At 46.4% G+C, this 21308-nt stretch carries 19 protein-coding genes, 1 other RNA gene and 2 pseudogenes; 7 read left to right on the top strand and 15 right to left on the bottom strand.

The genetic code is table 11. The annotated features are described in order from the left end of the window. Positions 1-6: 6 nt before the first annotated feature. Positions 7-2388, top strand: coding sequence for a N,N'-diacetylchitobiose phosphorylase (locus tag NST07_RS01040; RefSeq protein WP_342480923.1), 2382 nt, complete (start codon positions 7-9; stop codon positions 2386-2388). A gap of 115 nt (positions 2389-2503) precedes the next feature. Here NST07_RS01040 and NST07_RS01035 read toward each other — a convergent pair whose 3' ends face one another. Beyond that, positions 2504-3475: an aldo/keto reductase gene (locus NST07_RS01035; RefSeq protein WP_342480922.1), complete on the bottom strand. Its 972-nt coding sequence runs from the start codon at positions 3473-3475 to the stop codon at positions 2504-2506. 28 nt (positions 3476-3503) lie between these two features. Next, positions 3504-3998 (bottom strand): MerR family transcriptional regulator, encoded by a 495-nt coding sequence (locus tag NST07_RS01030; RefSeq protein ID WP_341377017.1) that lies wholly within the window; start codon positions 3996-3998, stop codon positions 3504-3506. A 206-nt stretch (positions 3999-4204) separates the two neighbouring features. Between NST07_RS01030 and NST07_RS01025 the strand changes: the two genes are divergently transcribed. Then, positions 4205-5221 (top strand): helix-turn-helix domain-containing protein, encoded by a 1017-nt coding sequence (locus tag NST07_RS01025; protein WP_342480921.1) that lies wholly within the window; start codon positions 4205-4207, stop codon positions 5219-5221. Positions 5222-5364: 143 nt separating this feature from the next. Further along, positions 5365-6159 (top strand): SDR family NAD(P)-dependent oxidoreductase, encoded by a 795-nt coding sequence (locus NST07_RS01020; protein ID WP_341089164.1) that lies wholly within the window; start codon positions 5365-5367, stop codon positions 6157-6159. A gap of 78 nt (positions 6160-6237) precedes the next feature. Here the strand turns inward: NST07_RS01020 and NST07_RS01015 are convergent, their stop codons facing one another. The 3 genes from NST07_RS01015 to NST07_RS01005 form a co-directional block, all read right to left on the bottom strand. After that, on the bottom strand, positions 6238-6507 hold the full coding sequence (locus NST07_RS01015; protein ID WP_038584714.1) for a DUF6809 family protein: 270 nt from the start codon (positions 6505-6507) through the stop codon (positions 6238-6240). Between the two features lie 445 nt (positions 6508-6952). Next, entirely contained in the window at positions 6953-7171 is a 219-nt protein-coding gene (locus NST07_RS01010) for a hypothetical protein (RefSeq protein ID WP_342480920.1), read from the bottom strand. A 126-nt stretch (positions 7172-7297) separates the two neighbouring features. Next, positions 7298-7534, bottom strand: a complete 237-nt coding sequence (locus NST07_RS01005) for a hypothetical protein (protein WP_341089162.1) — start codon at positions 7532-7534, stop codon at positions 7298-7300. A gap of 71 nt (positions 7535-7605) precedes the next feature. Between NST07_RS01005 and NST07_RS01000 the strand changes: the two are divergent. Next, positions 7606-7836 (top strand): annotated as a pseudogene (locus NST07_RS01000) (erythromycin esterase family protein); the annotation flags it as partial. Between the two features lie 3 nt (positions 7837-7839). On the opposite strand, the gene NST07_RS00995 reads toward NST07_RS01000, so the two are convergent. From NST07_RS00995 to NST07_RS00985, 3 genes are read right to left on the bottom strand one after another with little or no spacing between them, the layout of a single operon-like run. Beyond that, the gene (locus tag NST07_RS00995; RefSeq protein WP_341089161.1) at positions 7840-8583 is read right to left on the bottom strand and encodes a MerR family transcriptional regulator; all 744 of its coding nucleotides are present in this window, start codon (positions 8581-8583) and stop codon (positions 7840-7842) included. A gap of 9 nt (positions 8584-8592) precedes the next feature. After that, on the bottom strand, positions 8593-9327 hold the full coding sequence (locus NST07_RS00990) for an ABC transporter permease (RefSeq protein ID WP_341089160.1): 735 nt from the start codon (positions 9325-9327) through the stop codon (positions 8593-8595). Further along, positions 9324-10043 (bottom strand): ABC transporter ATP-binding protein, encoded by a 720-nt coding sequence (locus NST07_RS00985; RefSeq protein ID WP_341089159.1) that lies wholly within the window; start codon positions 10041-10043, stop codon positions 9324-9326. Before NST07_RS00985 ends, NST07_RS00990 begins: the two co-directional genes overlap by 4 nt. A gap of 107 nt (positions 10044-10150) precedes the next feature. Here NST07_RS00985 and NST07_RS00980 point away from each other — a divergent pair, with 107 nt between their 5' ends. After that, entirely contained in the window at positions 10151-10321 is a 171-nt protein-coding gene (locus NST07_RS00980; RefSeq protein ID WP_341089158.1) for a hypothetical protein, read from the top strand. A 229-nt stretch (positions 10322-10550) separates the two neighbouring features. On the opposite strand, the gene NST07_RS00975 is transcribed toward NST07_RS00980, so the two are convergent. The 3 genes and pseudogenes from NST07_RS00975 to pflB all read right to left on the bottom strand — a co-directional run bounded on the left by NST07_RS00975 (position 10551) and on the right by pflB (position 14576). Then, positions 10551-11498 (bottom strand): hypothetical protein, encoded by a 948-nt coding sequence (locus NST07_RS00975; RefSeq protein WP_341377015.1) that lies wholly within the window; start codon positions 11496-11498, stop codon positions 10551-10553. A 288-nt stretch (positions 11499-11786) separates the two neighbouring features. Next, positions 11787-12334 (bottom strand): annotated as a pseudogene (locus NST07_RS00970) (4Fe-4S cluster-binding domain-containing protein). A 13-nt stretch (positions 12335-12347) separates the two neighbouring features. Next, complete coding sequence (gene pflB, locus NST07_RS00965; RefSeq protein ID WP_342480919.1) at positions 12348-14576, bottom strand: formate C-acetyltransferase; 2229 nt, start codon at positions 14574-14576, stop codon at positions 12348-12350. Between the two features lie 257 nt (positions 14577-14833). Here pflB and adhE point away from each other — a divergent pair, with 257 nt between their 5' ends. Both adhE and NST07_RS00955 read left to right on the top strand, forming a co-directional pair. After that, positions 14834-17458 (top strand): bifunctional acetaldehyde-CoA/alcohol dehydrogenase, encoded by a 2625-nt coding sequence (adhE, locus tag NST07_RS00960; protein ID WP_341097508.1) that lies wholly within the window; start codon positions 14834-14836, stop codon positions 17456-17458. Between the two features lie 331 nt (positions 17459-17789). Then, positions 17790-18170 (top strand): CHRD domain-containing protein, encoded by a 381-nt coding sequence (locus NST07_RS00955; protein ID WP_341377011.1) that lies wholly within the window; start codon positions 17790-17792, stop codon positions 18168-18170. Between the two features lie 366 nt (positions 18171-18536). Here the strand turns inward: NST07_RS00955 and NST07_RS00950 are convergent, their stop codons facing one another. From NST07_RS00950 to smpB, 4 genes are all read right to left on the bottom strand, one after another. Then, complete coding sequence (locus NST07_RS00950; protein ID WP_341089154.1) at positions 18537-19454, bottom strand: VOC family protein; 918 nt, start codon at positions 19452-19454, stop codon at positions 18537-18539. A gap of 90 nt (positions 19455-19544) precedes the next feature. Beyond that, on the bottom strand, positions 19545-19970 hold the full coding sequence (locus tag NST07_RS00945; protein ID WP_341097506.1) for a VOC family protein: 426 nt from the start codon (positions 19968-19970) through the stop codon (positions 19545-19547). Between the two features lie 254 nt (positions 19971-20224). Further along, positions 20225-20589: a transfer-messenger RNA gene (ssrA, locus tag NST07_RS00940) on the bottom strand. A gap of 193 nt (positions 20590-20782) precedes the next feature. Then, complete coding sequence (gene smpB / locus NST07_RS00935) at positions 20783-21262, bottom strand: SsrA-binding protein SmpB (RefSeq protein WP_038584698.1); 480 nt, start codon at positions 21260-21262, stop codon at positions 20783-20785. Positions 21263-21308: the final 46 nt, after the last annotated feature.

Below are 21308 nucleotides of genomic sequence, written 5' to 3'. Positions count from 1 at the left end.
ATGGTTATGCAATACGGTCACTTTGACGAAAAAAACAAAGAGTATCTCATTACGAAACCGAATACGCCTGCCCCTTGGGCGAACTACCTGGGCTCGCCGGAATATGGCGCCATTATCTCAGGAAACGCAGGGGGCTACAGTTTTGTAAAATCTGGAGCCAACGGGCGGCATGTCCGCTACCATTTTAATTCAAAGGACGAGCCTGGACGCTACATTTACGTGAGAGATTTGGAAAACGGGGATTATTGGTCCGGTTCTTGGCAGCCCGTGGGTAAAGATCTGGATCAGTACAAGTCGGTATGCCATCATGGAACCGGATACACGAACATCGTCTCGGATTACGACAATATCCATACAGAATCATTGTATTATGTACCGCTGAACAAAACCTACGAGGTATGGCGCATGAAGGTCCGCAATAATGACTCCAAAGCGCGGAAGCTGGCTCTCTTCGGATTTGTTGAATTAACCAACAATAACAATTACGAGCAGGATACCGTCAACCTTCAGTACACGCTGTTCATCTCCCGGACCTACTACAAAAACAATATGATCCTTCAATCCATCAATGAAAACGTTCCCGAGGATCAGAGCTGGAGATTCTTCGGTGCTGCAGGCGCAGAGGTAACCGCTTACGACGGCGACCGGGATACGTTCCTCGGCGATTACCGCAGCTACGGCAATCCGGCCTCCGTTGCAAACGGCCAATGTAGCAATTCATTAAACTACAACACCAACTCCTGCGGTGCTCTGCAGATCAACGTGGAGCTGCAGCCGGGAGAAGAGAAAGAAATTGCATTCCTTCTGGGACAATATGATGAGAAAGGCGCGTCCGAAATTCTTAGCCACTACAAAGATTTGTCTGTCGTGGACAAGGAACTCGAAGAACTGAAGGCATTCTGGCACAGCAAGCTTAACCGCTTCCAAGTCCAGACACCAAGCGATAATCTGAACAACATGATCAATACCTGGAACGCATATCAATGCTTCATCACTTTCATCTGGTCTCGTGCAGCCTCCTTCCAATACTCCGGTCTCCGTAACGGACTCGGCTATCGGGATACCGTACAGGATATTCAAGGTATCATTCATCTGGATCATGAGATGGCCCTAGAGCGTCTGAGACTGATGATTTCAGCCCAGGTATCCAACGGCGGTGGACTTCCACTGGTGAAGTTTGATCATAACCCTGGTCATGAAGGCACACCAGACGACCCGGAATACGTACGGGAAACCGGTCATCCCCACTATCGCGCCGATGACGCCTTGTGGATGTTCCCAACCGTCATTAAATACTTGAATGAAAGTGGCAACTGGGACTTTACAGATGAATTGATACCTTATTCGGATAAAGGCGAAGGCACGGTGTACGAGCATCTGCGCCAGGCCCTCCAATTTAGCCTGGATCGTATGGGTGCACATGGCATGCCGGTCGGGCTTCATGCGGACTGGAACGATTGTCTGCGTCTCGGAGCCAAAGGTGAGTCGCTATTCGTCGCCTTCCAGCTGTACATGGCCTTCAAAGTGTTCATGGAAATCGCGCACAACAAGAACAAGCCGGACGACATAAAGTGGGCACAGGGCCTGCTTGATGAGCTCGACGGGAACATTCAGAAGCATGCTTGGGAGAACGATCAGTTCGTCCGCGGGTTCACCGAAGACAACTATACAATCGGCTCCTGGGAGAATAATGAAGCAAAAATCTGGCTCAATCCGCAAAGCTGGTCCGTATTAAGCGGCGCCGCCCGCCCGGATCAGGCAAAGCTCGCGATGGACAAAGTGTACGACAATCTGCGTACCGATTACGGCACTATGATATTCTACCCGCCGTTCCGGGAGTACGGTCCGCCAGTGGCCCTGATGGCGCTTTTCAACGCCTCCACCAAGGAAAACGCCGGTATCTTCAGCCAGCCGCAGGGATGGCTCATCTTAGCAGAGACCATGATCGGCAACGGTGAACGCGCGTTCGAATATTTCCTGAATTGCAGTCCGGCCAGCATGAACGACAAAGCCGAAATCCGCAAACTGGAGCCTTACGTGCATGGTCAGTTCGTCGAGTCCAAAGACAGCCCGTATCAAGGCCGGGCCCATGTCCACTGGCTCACCGGCACCGCCTCGACTGTGATGGTCTCTCTGGTGGAGGGCATCATGGGAGTTCAGCCGCAGATGGATGGCCTTCGCATCAACCCATGTGTTCCTTCCAGCTGGAATGACTTCTCCATGGTGCGGGAATTCCGCGGTAAGAAGCTGAACATTCAGGTGGAGAACAAAAACGGCGTCCAAAAAGGGGTTACCCATATCGTCATTAACGGTGAAGAAATTCAAGGGGACCTGATCCCAATCGCCAAAATGAAGGCGGAAAACAACGTGCTAGTCATTATGGGGTAAAGCCCTCCTTCCATTTGATCAGCCAGCTTAGCTCATCATATATACCAGCAGCAACCTCTATCCGCTTCGGACAGAGGTTGCTTTCTTTGGTCCCTAGTGAAATATGAGATGATTGTTAGCCATTCAGTTGCGACATCAGTTCTTTCATATAACGGGCTCCATGGACTTCGTTTTTGGGGCTTACATTTTCAATCCGCGCTAAATCCTTAGGAGTCAGCTCAATAGTTGCGGAGTTTGCATTCTCCTCCAAATATTTGATTCGTTTCGTTCCCGGGATTGGCAGTGCGTGATTAGCGATCGTCCATGCGATAGCCAGTTGTGAAGGCGTGCAATTTTTCTCGATGGCGATTTCCTTGATTTTATCTACAATTTCTATATTCCTCTGGAAATTATCGCCTTGGAACCGGGGCATATATCTGCGCAGATCATTTGCATCCAAATCCTCGAATTTCCGAATTTCACCGGATATAAAACCTCTGCTTAACGGACTGTAAGCGATATGCGTAATGCCGAGTTCTCTGGCAGTGGGGAGAACGTCATCTTCAATGTCCCGGCTCCATAGAGAATATTCACTTTGCAATGCAGAAATGGGATGCACTGCATGCGCACGGCGAAGCGTAGAAGCAGATGCTTCAGACAGGCCGAGACTGCGTACCTTGCCTTCTTTAACCAAGTCAGTCATAGCGCCAACGGTTTCCTCGATGGGAATATTGGGGTCTACCCTGTGCTGGTAGTAGAGATCAATATAGTCTGTGCCTAACCGGCGGAGACTTTCTTCTACGGCCTTTTTTACGTAAGCGGGCTGACCGTTCAAACTTTCATAGTTAGGGGTATATGCGAATTTGGTTGCAATAATTGCCTGATCCCGGCGGCCTTTGATAGCTTTCCCAAGAAGCTCCTCGTTGTGCCCATTTCCGTACACATCGGCGGTATCAAGCAGACTAACTCCGATTTCTAGCGAGCGGTGAATCGTCTTGGTGGACTCCTCATCATTGGTTTCTCCATACATGCCAGGAGACATGCCCATAATTCCCAGTCCAATCATAGAAACGACTATATCGCTGTTTCCTAGTATTCTTTGCTTCATAACTTGATACCTCTCCATCTATTCAATATTATTGTTTGCTGGCACTATCCATTTGGCTCAGCAGTTTACTTTCAGAAGGAAGTCTTCCTTTTTCTATCTCCTCGTAGATGACAAGCTTGTTGTCCACTGCCTCAAGTGCTTCAGCAAGCTCGTACTGACGCCGCTGCAAATCCTCTTTATATTCGCTCAGAATCGCTTTTCTCTGCGGAATGGTTGAATCGCCGTCTAAAGCAAGGCGGACCATATGCTTCAATGTAGATATCTTCATTCCTGTTGCCCGGAAGCAGGACATCAGTCTCATCCAATCCAGGTGTTCTTGCTCAAACTGACGGTTTCCATGCTCATCTCTTTGAATATAAGGGAGCAGCCCCTCCTTCTCGTAATAACGAATTTTATGTGCAGGGCAACCTAGCCGCTCCGAAGCCTCTTTTATAGAAAAAGACATGATGGTGACACTCCTTTCATGCTCGTATTTGGATGTAACAGACCGGGTCTTTTTCAGCTTAAGGGTTAATGTGTACATTAAGGCAACCCCCCAATTTATAGAGAACCATTAAAATTTTAATCCCATGGACCGGACATAATGACAGCAATACACAAGGAATCGGCAGAGTAGACTTTTGAACAGACTAGAGAGTATGCTTGGTGTTCATATGTTAGCATAAGGCTATTGCGTTTTTATTTTTTATTCAGCGGCACATCCGTGTAATCAGCAAAGGAGACCTGTATATGAAGTTACATACCACGAAATATATTAAATTTCCTTCTGGCTTTTGGTCCGGATTACAGCAGCTAGGGGTTGCTCCAAGGGATGTAGCTCGGCGAGCCGGGCTGCCGCTTACCGTAATTACTGAACCTAAAGTCACTGCCGCAGAGTATTTTGCGATCTGGCAGGCTTTTTCGGATCTCATAGGGGATATTGCCAAAGCGATCATTGGACTTGTATCTGTCTTTGAAACGGCACAATTCCCGCCTGACGTCTTGGCCACTTACCACGCCCGTGATTATCGGGATGCTCTTTGCCGCATGGCCAGGTATAAACAAATGTGTCCCCCTGAAAAGCTGCTTATCATGGAGGAGGGTGAGGAATGCACCATCGAGCTGGAGTGGCAGCATACGGAAGAGTCCGGTCCGGAGGTATTGGTCGGGATCACACTGGCGTATCTTCTGGAACTTGGGCGCCGGGGAACAGGCAAAGCGTTGAATGCACGAAGGGTAGAATTTTCACGTCCCATGGGCGATGTGCACACGCTGGAGGCTTATTTCGGCTGTCCAATCCAAATCGGTACCAGCGGGAACCGGCTCACACTGCGGCGCCAAGACTTGGACATTCCTTTTGCAACGTATAACGAAGAACTGCTGGAAATTTTGACACCTGTCTTAGACCGGACGCTGAATGAAAAGCAAAACACTACTTCTATTACTGAGACAGTAAAATGGATCATCAAGCGGAGCCTTATGGGAGGGCTTCTTGACATACAGTCTGTCGCAAAGGAGCTTAATATGAGCGATCGGACGCTGCAGCGCCGGCTAACTGAAGAAGCCACGAGCTTCAAGCATCTGTTAACGCAGGCCAGGCATGAGCAGGCAAGGACATATTTGGCTGACCCGTCACTGGATATTAAAGAAGTAGCTTGCCTAGTGGGATACGAGAACCAGAATTCGTTTTACCGCGCATTCCGTATATGGGAAGGCGAAACGCCCTCTCATTGGCGTTCGGAGAATGCAGGCTCTCACAATAAGTAAAATTTAAATAAATTGGCGCGTGATGCAAGAAGATTGGCGCTGTGAGCTAGTTACTGAGCCGCCCAAACAAGGTATTATAATCCCTATCGGAACGCAAGATTATTCTTGAGGTTCTATATAACTTCATTTAGGGGAAATGTATCATGGATATGGGATTACACAATAAAACAGCTTTAGTTACAGGTTCAACGAAGGGTATCGGTAAAGCCATTGCTATTGAACTGGCCAAAGAAGGCGTGAATGTACTGATTAATGGAAGAAACTACGAAGAGGTAGAACAAACGGTAAACCAAATTCGTTCGAAATTTCCGGCTACTTCTCCTCAAAATGCCACTGCAGATATTGTGGATGTTACGCAGAGAGAAGCCTTGTTTGAAAAATATCCTCATGTCGACATTTTGGTTAACAATATGGGCATATATGAAATCATGAGTTACGATGACGTAACCGATGAAATATGGGATAAATACTTCCGTACGAATGTGCTTGCTGCAAACGGATTATGTAAATTTTATCTGCCTAAAATGCTGGAAAACAATTATGGACGCATGATTTTTATCGCGAGCGAAGAAGCCGTAATGCCTTCAGGTCAAATGCCGCAATACTGCATGACCAAATCAATGCTGCTCTCACTTTCAAAAAGCTTATCAAAATTAACCATAGGAACGGAAGTGACCGTCAATACGATAATGCCTGGACCAACACTTTCTGAAAATGTGCATCAGATCATTGAGGGAGTCTACGCCGAGGACAATATAACGTTTCCCGAAAAAGAGAAAAAATTTATGGCCGCAAACCTGCCTCAGTCTGAGATTCAACGATTTATCAGACCGGCCGAAATCGGAAGACTAGCAGCCTTTATATGCAGCCCTTATGCTTCAGCATTTAAAGGTTCTCCAATCCGTATGGACGGAGGAATGGTGCCAACGATTTATTAAAGGATCACTGTGTTACAACGGGCAGCTGATCGATCTGATTGGTGCGGAAATCCCTAAAGAACAGGGCTTTCGCCATTCTTAATCATCGACTAGAATTTCAATCATCATCGCCGCTCCGGTCTTGAGTCCGCACACAAACGCAGCCGTCATATCCATCCCCTGCACTTGCGAATACAACTCCAATAAAGACTCCAGCTCCTCAAAATCTCCTTCGGACAGCTTGCTTTTCCAAGTTTCTATAGACTCGATGATTTGTTTGTTTAACGGGCGATAATTAGAATCTTTGGGAATAACGTGCTCGTTAGGGAACAAACTACCGTGGTATAGGGATTCGAGAATGCTTGGCATGGGGGCCTCCTCTATAAGATTCAGGATTTAAAAATGATATAAACCAGCGTAGCATATTTGCAGAATATATGTGGTACGCCTAGGCGTAAGGTTGAATTGAAAAAAAACATTTAAGGTGTCTTCACTGTATACGGAAAGGGGAATCGAATCCCTGTTCCAGGAGAACGGTAGATAGATTTTTACGAGTGTAGTCACAGTTTTGATATCATCCGATTATCACCCCGAAACCGGCTATACGTTAAGTCAGCCTGATTATCAGCTTCTGCTGACCCCAGGGGTCGAGAACTGACAGCCTGTCTCGCTACTTGTTAGTTCCTATCCCTGTCACATGGACGATGCAGGATAGAATCACGCACCTAGATAGGTTATTAAGCAACGAAAGTTACACCACAGAATTTCTTCAATAAGAAAGGAGCATCCGCTCAATTGGATGCTCCCTAATTATTTACTTCCCCAAGCTATTAATTTCCTGTTCCGTTAATCCAGTGGCTTTTATAATGGTCGCTATGTCCAGATTCAAGTTCAGCATATTCTTTGCTACCTTCTTTATACCTGCCATTTGTGCACTTTCGAGCATAGTTTCCTCATCATGCAAATACTTCTGTCTGGCCTCATACAATCGTCTGGCGTCTGAATCCTGACTCAAATATTGAAGGGTATCCATGCCTTCTCCAAACCCGGATCATTCATCTTCAGTACCTCTCTCCCAGGTGAAAAGGCTTGTTATATTGTATTTTCCAAGTGAAAAAGTAGCTGCACTTAATTTATAGCTAATCTGACTTCATGCTATTTAGTTATCCTTAAAATCCATGTTTTTTATTATTAATATAGCAGAAAATAAAATCAATAAAAAAAATCCAACTAATGACAATAGGTCAGTAATTGAAACTAACAACACACCAAATATATTTTCACCATAACCACTTTTAAACATACCAAGTTTTGCGTAACTAAGTAGTGGATGATTTAATAAAGTAAGTACAAGACCACCCAAAATGCAATAAACTAATTTCACATTTTTCTCCATTAAAATTATCCCCCTTCAACTCATTACTACAGTAATTACACGAAGAACATACCATAATTTACCTTTAACTGTCGATGGTGATTCCGGCTGACTATCCAAGCATGGTGAAGCCGCATGATCAGTATCTAGCCGAGCACGCTGTGTGGGCTCAAGAAAAATTGGGCGGAAAAACGATGGTTTGGGGGCACAATATTCACATAGCTAAAGGTGTTATCACTGAGAAGATGTATCCTAAAGTCGCCGGGGAGTTTCTGAAAGAACGTGTAGGTAATCAATATGTAGCAATTGGCTCCACCACTACAATGTCATATCTCTACGTTCAGTTTTGCCCTTAGTATCCATATAAGCTCCTTTGCAGACTCAATGGCTTGTTCCAATGAATAGACTAAGCGATCTGTCACTGAAATAATGTCTTCATGATCTTCTGGTGTGTCGAGCACTTTCTTAATATTAAGATTAGTCCACCTCATGTTCTCTGCTTGATTCATCAACCGAAGGATTGCACTTATTGAATAATGTGCCGTCCTTAAGGTCCGAATAATTTTCAATCGTTTTATTTCATTTTCTGTATATGCCCGGGAGCCATTGGAAAGTCTATGGACTGTTATTAATCCATTGCGTTCCCAATTTCGAATCACTTCAGTTGAGAGATCCAGAACCCGGGCAGTCTCTTTGCGTGTATACGTTTGAGTAGATGTAGATTTGATTCCACATATCCACTGCTCCGAAAGTTCAATAGCTTCTAGCGCCCGGTTATATTCTTTTTCTAGATGGGACAAATAGTCTTGTGCATATTCTAGTGCTTGAGTAAAATCTGCTTTACCGCTAGCTTCAACTATGGCTCTAGCCTTTGCCCGAATGCGCCCTTGAACAATTTCACAACGAAAAGCGATTCTAGCTATTTTTAGTTGAAATAAATGCAAGTCGGAATAAATGCGGTAGCCATTCACACCTCTCGGAACAGCAGAGATATATCCCCATTCTTCATAAATCCGTACAGTGTTGGGATGTACCCCGACAATTGCTGCAATTTCTTTGGTTTGGTACATCCCTCAACCCTACTTCCACTTAAAAAATTTGAATGACCCAACCAAGCTGATCACAGTAACAATGCCTAAAATCAAAAACGGCACTGTCATCCCCTCGGTTTCTCTACCTGTACTTACCAGCTTTAATAAATGAATCCCATGTGACAAGGGTAATATATCCATTATCCATTGAACGAAGCGTGGCATCACTTCATATGGAATGGTCGCACCTGAGAACAATAACATCGTAAAGTACGCAATAGAACTCCACATATTAGCTGCTTTTTGATCAGGTACGACACTGCCAATTAAAGTGCCAATACTGTACATGGCTAAAATAACAAAGGCATATACGCTCAAAAATATAAACCAGGAACCTACTATTTGATAATCAAAAAATAAATAATATACGAGAGTAACACCCATAAATGAAACAAGGGCAGAGGAAAGCTGAATGATACCTTGGGCGAATAAAATCTGTAAAGGTGATACCGGTGTCACTTGGAACCGCTTCAGAATACCCCGATGCCGATAATCAGCAATGGTTAATGGTAGCCCCATTACGCCCGTTGCAAGCACACCAATAGTGGTAACGGCTGCGTAAGATAATTCAAAATTAGATGAACCTGCCGATGCATCTTTACTAAGCACGTAACCAAACAAAGCCGCTAAAATGACCGGAAAGCATATACCGAAAATTAAAATATCAATGCCTTTCCATACCAGCTTACCTTCTATTTTTAAGAGCGTAAACATTGTACTCATCCCCAGTATTCCTCCTCACCGGCCAAAAATAAATATGCGTCTTCGAGCGTTGTTTTCCCGCTAACGACTAACGCTTCCTGAATGGTCCCATGAAAAACGGTTTGACTCTCCCGCAGAATTAATATCTCATCACATAACGCTTCAACCTCATCCATGTAATGTGATGTTAATACAATCGCCAGACCATTTTCCTTCATTGTTGCGAGCTGCTTCCACAGCATACGACGTGCCTTTGTATCAAGCCCTGTTGTCAGTTCATCCAAAAACACAAGTTTCGGTTCTGGAATTAGGGCAAGGAGTACGGCCAGTCGCTGTCGCTCCCCACCAGAAAGTAATTTAACTAGTTGCTGTTCCTTATCTGCCAACCCAAAGGTTTGTAGTAAAGCAGGTAAGTCAGCTGTTGTTTTATAGAGTGATCGCCATTGTTCACATGCGTCGGAAACGGTTAGTTTATCTTGGAAATTGGTTTCTTGAAACTGCACACCAACTTGTTCAAATATCTCCTTTCGATCGCGTATTGGTGACTTACCAATGATAACAAGCTCATCATAAGTGCTCTTTTCAATACCAAGCACTGCAGCAATGGTTGAAGATTTCCCCGCCCCGTTCGCACCTAGTAATCCAAATGCTTGCCCCGACTTTACTTCAAAGCTAATGTGATCGACAGCCTTTTTCTGACCGTATGTAACGGTTAAATTCCCAACCTTCAATACCATGTTCTAACCTCCCTAAATAAATCTTAGGACGTCAGTATAACAAATGATCTATAGGGTGGTGTCTTACTGGAGGGTTTGAAACCAATCAACTTGCTAAGATAGCTATCGTGAAATTGATTTTCTTAACTTATCTGGTAGCTCCGTACCACATCCTAGAAGCATCCAACAAAGTCGTTGGCATCATTGATTTTGGTGTTTCCGGCACCGGCGATCCAGCTCATGATGTTGGCGATGGGCACTCATCGGTTATGAAAGCAAAGATGTTTCTTGGCATTTAAAGGTCAGAACCATCCCTTTCGCGGTTAACCATAAATATGAACTCCAGGTATTAGCTAAGTTTATTCAAACACATTGTTGTCCCTGACGAAATTATAAGAAAAAACACAAAAAAGCGACCATTATAGGTCGCTTTGCTTTTCTGATACTCCATATGGAGCCGACGGGATTCCGAGCCCCTGTCCGAAGATAACGCTTCTACGAGTGTAGTTAAAATCTCTTAACTAGTTGTTATTCTTTAAGACCTGTCAGACGGATTTCATTTAGCTCCTCCGCGGTTAATAATCCGGATTTATACAAATTCATATACTCTTGAGAAACGCTTTGATTAAAAATTAACAAATCATCAGTATTAATCGTCACCGGGATTCCAAAATTATAAAGCTTGCGAATTGGATGGCTGCCGTAATTCTCCACCACACTAAGCATAATATTGCTTGTTGGACAGACATTCAATTGAATATTGTGATCGGACAACCACCTCATAATCTGAGGTGAGCGGGCTGCCGCGATCCCATGATGAACCTCTTGGAGCCCCAACTCTTCAACGGCCTCCCTTACATCATCAGCAGTTCCGAATTCCCCCACATGAGCTTTTAAAACTAGACCCCCAGATTTTGCGGCTCTGTAGATGGACTTAAAGTATGCAATAGGCTGAGCAAATTCATCACCGCAGATATCTATAGACCGGAACCACCGGAAAGCCAATATTTCATCGATCCGTCCGTAAATTTCATCGATATTGCAGGCCCGATCTAAGGCTAGTTCCGGTAGAAACCGTGTTTTGGGAGCAAAAACGCGATGAAGATCGTCAATTATTTGCGAAAATAGTTCCATTCCTCCCAAAGTATCAATCTCGTCTATTCCGAAGCTTAATATCAATCTCTCTATGTGATCTTCAGCCGCCTGAACAAAGGAAGCTTCGATACGTTTCAAATAGCCTTGTATACCGGGACAATGGCATTTTACATGTTCAACAAACCAGCTTTGCATTCCAAGCAATGATTGAAAGGGTTCTGAAGGCGGTTGAATTCTAACGTTGGCCCATACGCCAATATATTGAATCGTCCCTCCACGTCCGGCGTGGTTATGCAAATCACTTTTCGGAATGGCTTGTAAATTCGTTAGTGATTCATTCATCAAGCTATCCATAAAAGGTTGTTTTAGATCAGCTGACAACCTTAACAACTCCTTCAATATATTGGAATGATATATAGTCAATATTCCCACACCATAAAATCACTGTCAATGCATTTTGCCGGTCGAGCGATATTAATCGGGGTATACTCATGATGAGTCCGCACCCCGCGTTGCCAAGGCTCTGCAACCACCACATACCCTTGAATAACTCCCGAAAACATGAAAAAAGACACCCATTCAGGTGTCTTCTACTTTACTCCATTTAGAACCGGGGCTGGATTCAGTAAGATCCGCCGCCCAATATACGAAGATGACAGAGAAGCAGTGCTAATGTGCACCTAATATCTCCCTCGCCATTCGAATGATCTCCTCATCGGGTGGCTTGATATGGACAAGAGGGTATTTCAAACCAAGCTGTTCGTACTTGTACTTTCCCATTTCGTGATAAGGCAGGACCTCAACCCGCTCTACATTGCGCAAGGTTTTAATAAAGTCGGCCAGGTTCCGAAGATCCGATTCATCATCAGTCAGTCCGGGAACTAGGACATGTCTGATCCAGACGGGGATATTAGTTTCTGAGAGAAAACGGGCAAAGTCGAGAATATGATCGTGAAATCAGCCTGCAATAGAGGCTCTCCGCCACTAACCGTTACTCCGCCCCCGGAAAACTGCAGGAAGGGGAGATATCCGCGAATTTCCTCAACTAATTCCTGAACCGTTACCAGTTGGCTTTTCCCAATCGTCCAGGTATCGGGGTTGTGGCAATATTGGCAGCGCAGTAAGCATCCCTGCATAAAAACAACGAACCGGATCCCCGGGCCATCTACCATACCGGATGTTTCAATGGAATGAATGCGGCCTTCGTGCTGCTCCATAGCGCGTCCCCCGTCAGATTTTTTCGTGAAAGGTTCTGTTGATGACATCAAGCTGCTGCTCTCTCGTCAGTTTGATGAAATTAACCGCATAGCCTGACACTCGTATCGTGAGCTGCGGATACTCCTCTGGATGCTCCATCGCATCAAGCAAGGTTTTGGTGTCAAACACATTTATATTAAGATGATGGCCATCCTTCGCTGTATACCCGTCAAGCAGCGCGGTCAGATTACGGACCCTATCCTCTTCGTTCTTCCCAAGAGCGCCAGGAATAATCGAGAACGTATTCGATATGCCATCCAAAGCGTACTCATAAGGAAGTTTCGCTACAGAGGCCAATGAAGCAATCGCACCTTTTCGGTCCCTGCCGTGCATCGGGTTCGCTCCCGGGGCGAATGGCTCGCCCTTTTTTCTCCCATCCGGGGTGTTCCCGGTCAACTTACCATATACCACATTGGATGTGATGGTCAGCACCGACATCGTGGTCCTAGCCTGTCTGTAGGTGGATTGTTTCTTAAGCTTGCGGTAGAACCGTTTGACGAGATCTACCGCAATCTCATCCGCGCGGTTATCGTTATTTCCGTAAGCAGGATATTCTCCTTCAATTATATAGTCGACAGCAAGACCGTTCTCATCCCGGACTGGCCGAACATCTGCATATTTAATGGCACTGAGCGAGTCGGTTACGACCGAAAGACCCGCAATCCCGGTTGCCATGGTCCGCATCGTTTCCTGATCATGAAGCGCCATCTCGATACGTTCATAACAATATTTATCATGCATGTAGTGAATTACATTCAAGGTGTTGATATAGAGTTCCGCAAGCCATTCCATCACATGGTCGAAAGCGGGCATCACTTCGTCAAAGTCCAGCTTGTCCGACAGAATCGGCCGCAATGGCGGGGTTATCTGCACCTTCATCTGCTCATCCATCCCGCCGTTAATCGCATACAGCAGAGCTTTTGCCAGATTCGCCCGAGCGCCGAAATACTGCATCTGCTTGCCGATCCGCATTGCGGACACACAGCAGGCAATCCCGTAATCATCGCCAAAATAAGTCCGCATTAAATCATCATTCTCATATTGAAGAGAGCTGGTCTGAATCGTCATGCGTGCACAATATTCCTTGAACTTCTGAGGGAGCCGATGGGACCAGAGTACGGTCAAATTCGGCTCCGGCGATGGACCAAGCGTCTCAAGCGTGTGCAAGAACCGGTAAGTATTCTTGGTGACTAACGGACGACCATCCAGGCCGATGCCTCCGAGGGACTCGGTGACCCATGTCGGATCGCCGCTGAACAGCGCGTTATATTCCGGTGTCCTTGCGAACTTTACCATACGTAACTTCATGACAAAATGATCGACGAGCTCCTGCGCCCCTTGCTCCGTCAGCCTCTGCTCCTTCAGGTCACGCGCTATATAGATGTCCAGAAAGGTGGAGGTGCGGCCAAGACTCATTGCAGCCCCGTTCTGCTCCTTGATCGCGGCAAGATACCCGAAGTACAGCCATTGAAAAGCTTCCTGCGCGGTCTCCGCCGGCTTGGTAATATCGAATCCGTAGCTGGCCGCCATCTGCTTCAGTTCCGTAAGGGCACGCAGCTGCTCCGCGATTTCTTCGCGTGCCCGAATTACATCTTCAGTCATCGTGCGTTCGTCGAAGAAGGAGAGCTCCTCTCTTTTGCTTTTGGCTAGAAAATCCGTGCCATATAAGGCAACTCGCCGGTAATCGCCGATAATCCGTCCCCGGCCATACGCATCCGGGAGCCCTGTAATAATGCCGGCTTTTCTGGCTAGACTCATGGCAGGTGAATAGCCGTCAAATACGCCTTGATTATGAGTTTTCCGGTAAGTGGAGAATATATGCTCGATTTCCGGATCCAGCTCATAACCGTAAGATTCACAAGCATTCTTAGCCATTCGGATCCCGCCGTAAGGCTGAAGGGCCCGCTTTAATGGCTTCTCCGTTTGAATACCCACGATGACCTCAAGCTCCTTATTCAAATAGCCGGGGCCATGGGAAATAATACTGGAAACCACTTCAGTATCCATATCCAGAACTCCGCCTTGATCACGTTCTTGCTTCGCGAGCTCCATGAACTCTTCCCAGAGCTGTTGCGTGGCTTCCGTGGAACCAGCCAGAAAAGACGCATCTCCTTCATAAGGCTCGTAGTTGAGCTGAATAAACTGGCGGACATCAATCTCTTCCTGCCAGCTTCCTGATTTAAAGTCTTCCCATGCCTGCATCGTGACATTTCCTCCTTTATTACTTTGCCATGGGTTTATGGGCTGTGCTTAGTATGATCCGCCTTGACTAATATAAAGGAGGTATATCAATGGATACTATGGAGGATATCGCCACTTTTACACAAGACCTAAACAGTAGAGACTGGAAACGGGGATAATAACACGAAATGCAGGTAAAACTGTGTTTGTTGAAAAGGCTTGTTTTGATGCAACCTGAATATAAGCAGCACGTGTAGATGCCAGGGAGGGAAAAAATGATGGCTGTACAAAGCCAGGCAGAAAATAACGAAAGCATCACCGATAAAAAACTTACCGCCCAGGAAGAGGTCAACCGTCTGGTTGCACGTGCCCGGGCTTCGCAAGAAGCGTACCTTTCCATGAATCAGGAACAGATTGACCGCATTGTACAAGCAATGGCACTCGCCGGACTGGACAAGCATATGCTGCTTGCCAAGATGGCCGTGGAAGAGACCGGACGCGGCGTGTACGAAGATAAAATCACTAAGAACCTTTTTGCCTCAGAGTATATTTATAACAGTATCAAACATAACAAAACCGTCGGAATTATTGAGGAAAATCTTTATGAGAATTATCAGCGGGTAGCGGAACCTGTTGGCATTATCGCAGGCGTAACACCTGTTACGAATCCGACCTCTACAACGATCTTTAAAACACTGATTGCCACGAAGACGCGAAATCCCATTATTTTTGCTTTTCATCCTTCCGCGCAGAAATGCAGCAGCGAATCGGCAAAAACGCTGCTGGATGCAGCAGTAGCAGAAGGAGCGCCGCCACACTGTGTACAGTGGATCGAGCATCCGTCGCTGGAAGCGACGCAGCTGCTCATGAACCATCCGGATGTAGCTCTGGTCCTGGCCACAGGCGGCTCCGCCATGGTAAAGGCCGCCTATAGCACAGGCAAACCGGCACTTGGCGTCGGACCCGGAAATGTACCTTGCTTTATTGAAAAAACAGCCGATCTCAGACAAGCGGTCACCGATCTTATTCTTTCCAAAACATTCGATAACGGGATGATCTGTGCTTCCGAGCAAGCCCTCATCATTGAGGAACCGGTGTATGATCAGGTTCGCCAAATGATGATAGACAACGGGTGCTACTTTTTAGATAAAACGGAAACAGAGGCAGTCTCGAGTCTCGTTATCACCGGGGAGAAATGTTCAGTTAATGGCGCTATTGTCGGTCAGCCTGCTTACAAAATTGCCGAGATGGCCGGTCTTCAGCTTCCTGAGCATACGAAAATTCTTGTTGCCGAATTGGAGGGCGTAGGAACGGACTTCCCGCTGTCTGCTGAGAAGCTGAGCCCGGTTCTGGCATGCTATAAAGTAACCTCTGCCGAACAAGGCATTGACCGTGCAGCGGAAATCGTCGCATTTGGCGGTTTGGGACACTCTTCTGTCGTTCACTCTAAGGACAATAAAGTGATTGAGGCCTTCGCGGAACGGTTACAGACTGGACGTGTGATTGTCAATTCTCCTTCAACACAAGGGGCTATCGGCGATATTTACAACACCAATTTACCGTCACTTACCTTAGGCTGCGGATCCTACGGCAAAAACTCAACCACCTCCAATGTAACTGCAGTTAACCTGATCAATATCAAACGTGTCGCCTACCGGAGGGTGAATATGCAGTGGTTCAAAATTCCGCCCAAGATCTATTTTGAAAAAGGGTCCACGCAGTATCTCGAGAAAATGCCTAACATCTCCAAGGTGCTTATTGTTACTGACGCCATGATGGTTAAGCTCGGATATGTGGAAAAAATCGAATATTACTTGCGAAAACGTACCGAGCCAGTTTCTGTTGAGATCTTTGCGGATGTCGAGCCTGATCCGTCCGTAGAGACGGTTGAACGCGGAACCCGCATGATGGAGAGCTTCCAGCCGGACTGCATCATTGCACTGGGGGGCGGCTCACCCATGGACGCGGCGAAGGCGATGTGGTTATTTTACGAATACCCGGATACCAGCTTCCATTCGATCAAACAGAAGTTCCTGGATATCCGTAAACGGGTCTACAAATATCCGCGATTAGGCATCAAAGCCCAATTTGTCGCGATCCCAACAACCTCAGGAACAGGCTCGGAAGTAACTTCATTTGCGGTAATCACTGATAAAAAAGAAGGACATACGAAATATCCGCTTGCGGATTATGAACTGACGCCGGATGTGGCGATCATTGATCCGGAGCTTGTTTATTCCCTGCCAAAAGCGGCGGTCGCAGACACCGGGATGGACGTGCTGACGCATGCTATTGAAGCCTACGTTTCCGTCATGGCCAGTGACTATACCGATGGACTTGCGCTGCATGCCATAAGGCTCGTATTCCAGTACCTGGAGAAATCATTCCATACGGCGGACCCGGTTGCCCGTGAGAAAATGCATAATGCCTCAACAATCGCAGGGATGGCTTTCGCCAATGCCTTCCTCGGCATCAACCACAGCTTGGCGCATAAATGGGGCGGTGAATACCATACGGCGCACGGGCGTACGAACGCAATTCTGATGCCGCATGTTATCCGTTATAATGCCACGAAGCCGTCAAAATTTGCATCGTTCCCGAAATATAACTATTTCATCGCCGATGAACGTTATGCAGAAATCGCCAGAATGCTGGGAATGGAAGCACGCACCACTGAAGAGGGAGTTAACAGCTTGATTATGGCTATCCGCAAGCTGAACCAATCGCTTGGCATTCCCGAGAAATTCCAGGATCTTGGCTTCGCTCCGTCCGATTTCGAATCAAAGGTCGATTATTTGGCCGACCGCGCCTTCGAGGACCAGTGCACCACAGCCAATCCCCGCATGCCGCTAGTCAAAGAGCTTGCAGACATTTACCGGAATGCGTTCTACGGCAGATTTTAATACATTTGTTAAATAAGCCTCTCCTTAGAATGGTTGCACGAGACAACCCTTTAACAAGGAGAGGATTTTTGTATGAAAGACATGTTCAAAACAGCCGCTGAAATAAAAAAAGACACCGATTAAGGCGAGGGGATTCGAACTGCTGTCCGAAGATAACGGCACATAAGCTTCTACGAGTGTAGTCACGGATTTGATGTCACCCGAGTATCGCCCTATTCATTTCAAAAAATCAATCAAACCTTAGACGGATGAACAATCCCTTCCTTCCGTACGGAATAAAATACCGTATCAACGAAGAGGGGTGAGGAATATCAAAACGTTTAGGGCTTTCTTGAATGGAAGAAACGAAGTACCTCCTGTAAGGACAATTTCTACTGGAAATACTGTTTTTCAGCTTAACCGTGCTGGTGATAAATTATTTTTTAGACTTGTCATCCGAAATATAAACCGAGTAACCCAAGCCCATATCCATCTTGGACGAAGAAATGAAAACGGTCCTATAGTCGCCTTTCTATTCGGCCCGTCGAAATTTGGAATCTCCGTAAGACGAGGAGTTATTCGCGGGACTCTGACTCGCAATGATTTAATCGGCCCTCTAGATGGAAAGACGATCCGCGATCTAGTCCGTGAATTTGAAAGAGGCAATGCTTATGTCAATGTACACACCATACAAAATCCAAATGGAGAAATCCGCGGCCAAGTTATTTCGTAAATTGTACATGAATAATTGAAATAAACGTGCTTCTCACACAGAAAGCACCTTCACGCTGGTCGCAGAATCGACCCGCTCTCCACATGCAAAAAGCACCGATCTAGTGGATCGATGCTTTTTGGAATGGAATGGTATGGGCCGAGGGGATTCAAACTGCTGTCCGAAAATAAGGCACATAAGCTTCTACGAGTGTAGTGACAGTTTTGATGTCACCCGAGTATCGCCCCGTAACCGGCTATACGTTGGATCAGCCTGATTATCTTCTTCCGCTCGACCCCAGTCGGAGGTTTTATGCTAATCTCTCGTCCTTACGCTGGGCGATCATTGGGTATGCGAGTAAATTTGGCGGAGGGTAGAGTTTATGCTTCACTCGCCCTTATAAGCCTTGTGCAAGGCTGCAAGGTCGAATTTCTTCATCTGCAAAAAAGCCTTCGTAACACGAGCAATTTGCTCCGGTGTTCCCTTTTCCAGCATCTCGTCCATCTCGGCTGGCACAATCTGCCACGACACGCCAAACCGGTCTTTCAGCCAGCCGCATTGTTCAGCCTCGGGAACTGCAGAAAGCTTCTCCCAGTAGTGATCAATCTCCTCTTGCGAATCGCATTTTACCATAAAGGAGATCGCCTCGTTGAAACTGAATTTATGCTCATGCGCACTGTCCATGGCGGTGAACCACTGCTTCTCCAGCATGAAGTCAGAGAACATAATGGTTCCTTCCTGATCAGGCTCCAAGCCCTTAGGATAGCGGGCAATCGTTCCCTGCCGCGAGTTGCCAAATACAGATAAATAGAGAGACATAGCCTCTTCCGCCTTACCGTACTGATTACCTACAAACAAAAAAGACGGGATGATAGCCGGACGCTCCTCACCCTCAGGATTTGTAAGCATCAGCTGCCAGGACACGCCATATTTATCCTGAATCCAGCCGTACCGCTCACTGAATGGATACTTATCTAGCGGCATTAGCGCCTGTCCACCCTCAGATAACTTGTTCCAGACCTCATCTATTTTCTCAGCTGCGTCCTTATCGCGTGACGGATCAAAATTAACGAAGAAAGACACTGACGGATTTAACTTAAAATAGGGACCTGCACTGATGGCCATAAACTTCTGTCCCCATATTTCAAATGAAACTTGATCACAGTCACCTGACGGTGTGTCATGAATTGTCGTAACACTCGTAACCTTGGATTCGGGGAAAACAGAAGCGTAAAAATTAGCTGCTTCTACCGCTTCTTTGTCATACCATATATGCGGCACGATTGTCTGATTCGCATTTGTCACAAGTCATTCCTCCTCAGCTGTCCTGTCCATCCGGAAACAGTAAGCGGTATTGTGGGTAGAGTGAACACTGCATAAATGTTATCCCTGAGGTTACTCCCCTGGGACATTCACTTGAAAAGTAACGCCGAACTTGTCCTTAACAATCCCATACAAAGGGCTCCAATCCGTCTTCTGCAAAGGCATGACCACTTGACCACCGTCTTCCAGTGCGGCGAAAATCTCCCGTGCAATTGCCTCTTCTGTAGGATGAATGGCAATCTGAACCGTGTCACCGTCCGCCTGATGCGACGTACCCGGAAAAGTATCGGAGAACATGAGATCTGCATTACCAACCTTCAAATGCGCATGCATCACAAGGGTTTTCATCTCATCGGTCAGCGGATGATTCGGATCTTCCGGTAAATCCCCGAACGTCATGATCCCGACCACGTTCCCGCGCAGCGCTTTTTCATAAAAATACAGAGCTTCTCTTGTGTTTCCATTAAAGACAAAATACGGGTTCAAGCGGATTGACATCATTCTTCATCCCCTTTGGAACAAATTGGACAATCATCTTAATTATACACAAAAATTGAAGGAAATAAACGCTTTTTTACGAACATATGAACCCCTATATCCACCCCGGCTCGTTCATCTCCAGCCACCTCCTATTGCGGTGTATCAGCACCTTTCAGAATCAGTAACGTATTTGGAAGTTCATCCATATGATTTCGGTCAATAACTTCAGAAATGAAAAAAGACACCGATTAAGGTGTCTTTTAATTTACTCCATATGGAGCCGAGGGGATTCGAACCCCTGTCCGAAGATAACGGCACATAAGCTTCTACGAGTGTAGTCACGGATTTGATGTCACCCTAGAAGCCCCCCGTAACCGGGTCCCCTTCGGGTCAGCCTGATTGTCTTCTTCAGCTCACCGCAGGCGGAGATGAGACAGCGTATCCCACTACTTGTTAGCCCCTATCCCTGTCACATGGGCGATGCAGGGTAGAAGCACGCACACAGTTTCTTAGGCTGCGAAAGCGTAGTTTGTTTGTTGTTTGCCGTTTAATAGGCTTTAGCGTTGATGAAGCGGACGCGTCCCCACTACTCGCTACTCATGCTCGAACTACCCCCGTCGAATCCAAGAACGGCCCCTCATTAAAAGGGCGCTTCGGATTAAGCGGACCAGCGAGCAAAAGTGATCCGATCCACAGTCTCTTCTTCAAGAAGACTGCAAAGAAGCATTAAGCTTTACTTACACAGTATAGCACATTTATCAACACTATAACACGAAGGTTAAAGGAATTGAAGGTGGAATCTGGAACATTGGGCATTCTCCTGCCCAGGCTTATCTTGCGATCTTTTGCTTGTCGCGCAGCACACGCTGAATATCGCGCTGAGCATCACGTTTTGCGGCAGAATCGCGTTTGTCGTACTCTTTCTTCCCTTTACCGAGGCCGATCAGCAGCTTGGCGTACCCGTTGCGGACGTACACCTTCAGCGGCACGATGGTGAATCCCTCACGCTTGGACTGTCCCAGCAGCTTGTGAATCTGCTCTTTATGCATCAGCAGCTTGCGCGTACGTGTCGGGTCGGTAGGATTGGAGCGGTTCCCTTGTTCAAAAGGGCTGATATGCATATTGTGCACGAAAATCTCACCGTTTCGAATCGTCGCAAAAGCATCGCCAATATTCGCGCGTCCATTACGCAGCGACTTGATTTCTGTGCCGGTCAGCACCAAGCCTGCTTCGTAAGTGTCCTCGATGTAATAATCATGGGAAGCTTTTTTGTTCTGGGCGAGCACTTTCCCGTCTGCTTTTTTACCCATGAGAGTCACTCCTTGAATCGTATTCCTAAGCAGAGATAATCAAATT

The organism is Paenibacillus sp. FSL L8-0340, assembly GCF_038593145.1.
In the GTDB taxonomy this organism is placed as follows: Bacteria; Bacillota; Bacilli; order Paenibacillales; family Paenibacillaceae; genus Paenibacillus_AQ.
Note: the sequence above shows the minus strand (reverse complement) of the source record. Positions and strands in the feature narration are given on the sequence as shown.

Bases quoted from the DNA above. Each gene is read 5' to 3' on its own strand.
- NST07_RS01040 (WP_342480923.1), top strand. From the start codon at position 7: ATGCAATACGGTCACTTTGACGAAAAAAACAAAGAGTATCTCATTACG.
- NST07_RS01035 (WP_342480922.1), bottom strand. From the start codon at position 3,475: ATGAAGCAAAGAATACTAGGAAACAGCGATATAGTCGTTTCTATGATT.
- NST07_RS01030 (WP_341377017.1), bottom strand. From the start codon at position 3,998: ATGTACACATTAACCCTTAAGCTGAAAAAGACCCGGTCTGTTACATCC.
- NST07_RS01025 (WP_342480921.1), top strand. From the start codon at position 4,205: ATGAAGTTACATACCACGAAATATATTAAATTTCCTTCTGGCTTTTGG.
- NST07_RS01020 (WP_341089164.1), top strand. From the start codon at position 5,365: ATGGATATGGGATTACACAATAAAACAGCTTTAGTTACAGGTTCAACG.
- NST07_RS01015 (WP_038584714.1), bottom strand. From the start codon at position 6,507: ATGCCAAGCATTCTCGAATCCCTATACCACGGTAGTTTGTTCCCTAAC.
- NST07_RS01010 (WP_342480920.1), bottom strand. From the start codon at position 7,171: ATGGATACCCTTCAATATTTGAGTCAGGATTCAGACGCCAGACGATTG.
- NST07_RS01005 (WP_341089162.1), bottom strand. From the start codon at position 7,534: ATGGAGAAAAATGTGAAATTAGTTTATTGCATTTTGGGTGGTCTTGTA.
- NST07_RS00995 (WP_341089161.1), bottom strand. From the start codon at position 8,583: ATGTACCAAACCAAAGAAATTGCAGCAATTGTCGGGGTACATCCCAAC.
- NST07_RS00990 (WP_341089160.1), bottom strand. From the start codon at position 9,327: ATGAGTACAATGTTTACGCTCTTAAAAATAGAAGGTAAGCTGGTATGG.
- NST07_RS00985 (WP_341089159.1), bottom strand. From the start codon at position 10,043: ATGGTATTGAAGGTTGGGAATTTAACCGTTACATACGGTCAGAAAAAG.
- pflB (WP_342480919.1), bottom strand. From the start codon at position 14,576: ATGCAGGCATGGGAAGACTTTAAATCAGGAAGCTGGCAGGAAGAGATT.
- adhE (WP_341097508.1), top strand. From the start codon at position 14,834: ATGGCTGTACAAAGCCAGGCAGAAAATAACGAAAGCATCACCGATAAA.
- NST07_RS00945 (WP_341097506.1), bottom strand. From the start codon at position 19,970: ATGTCAATCCGCTTGAACCCGTATTTTGTCTTTAATGGAAACACAAGA.
- smpB (WP_038584698.1), bottom strand. From the start codon at position 21,262: ATGGGTAAAAAAGCAGACGGGAAAGTGCTCGCCCAGAACAAAAAAGCT.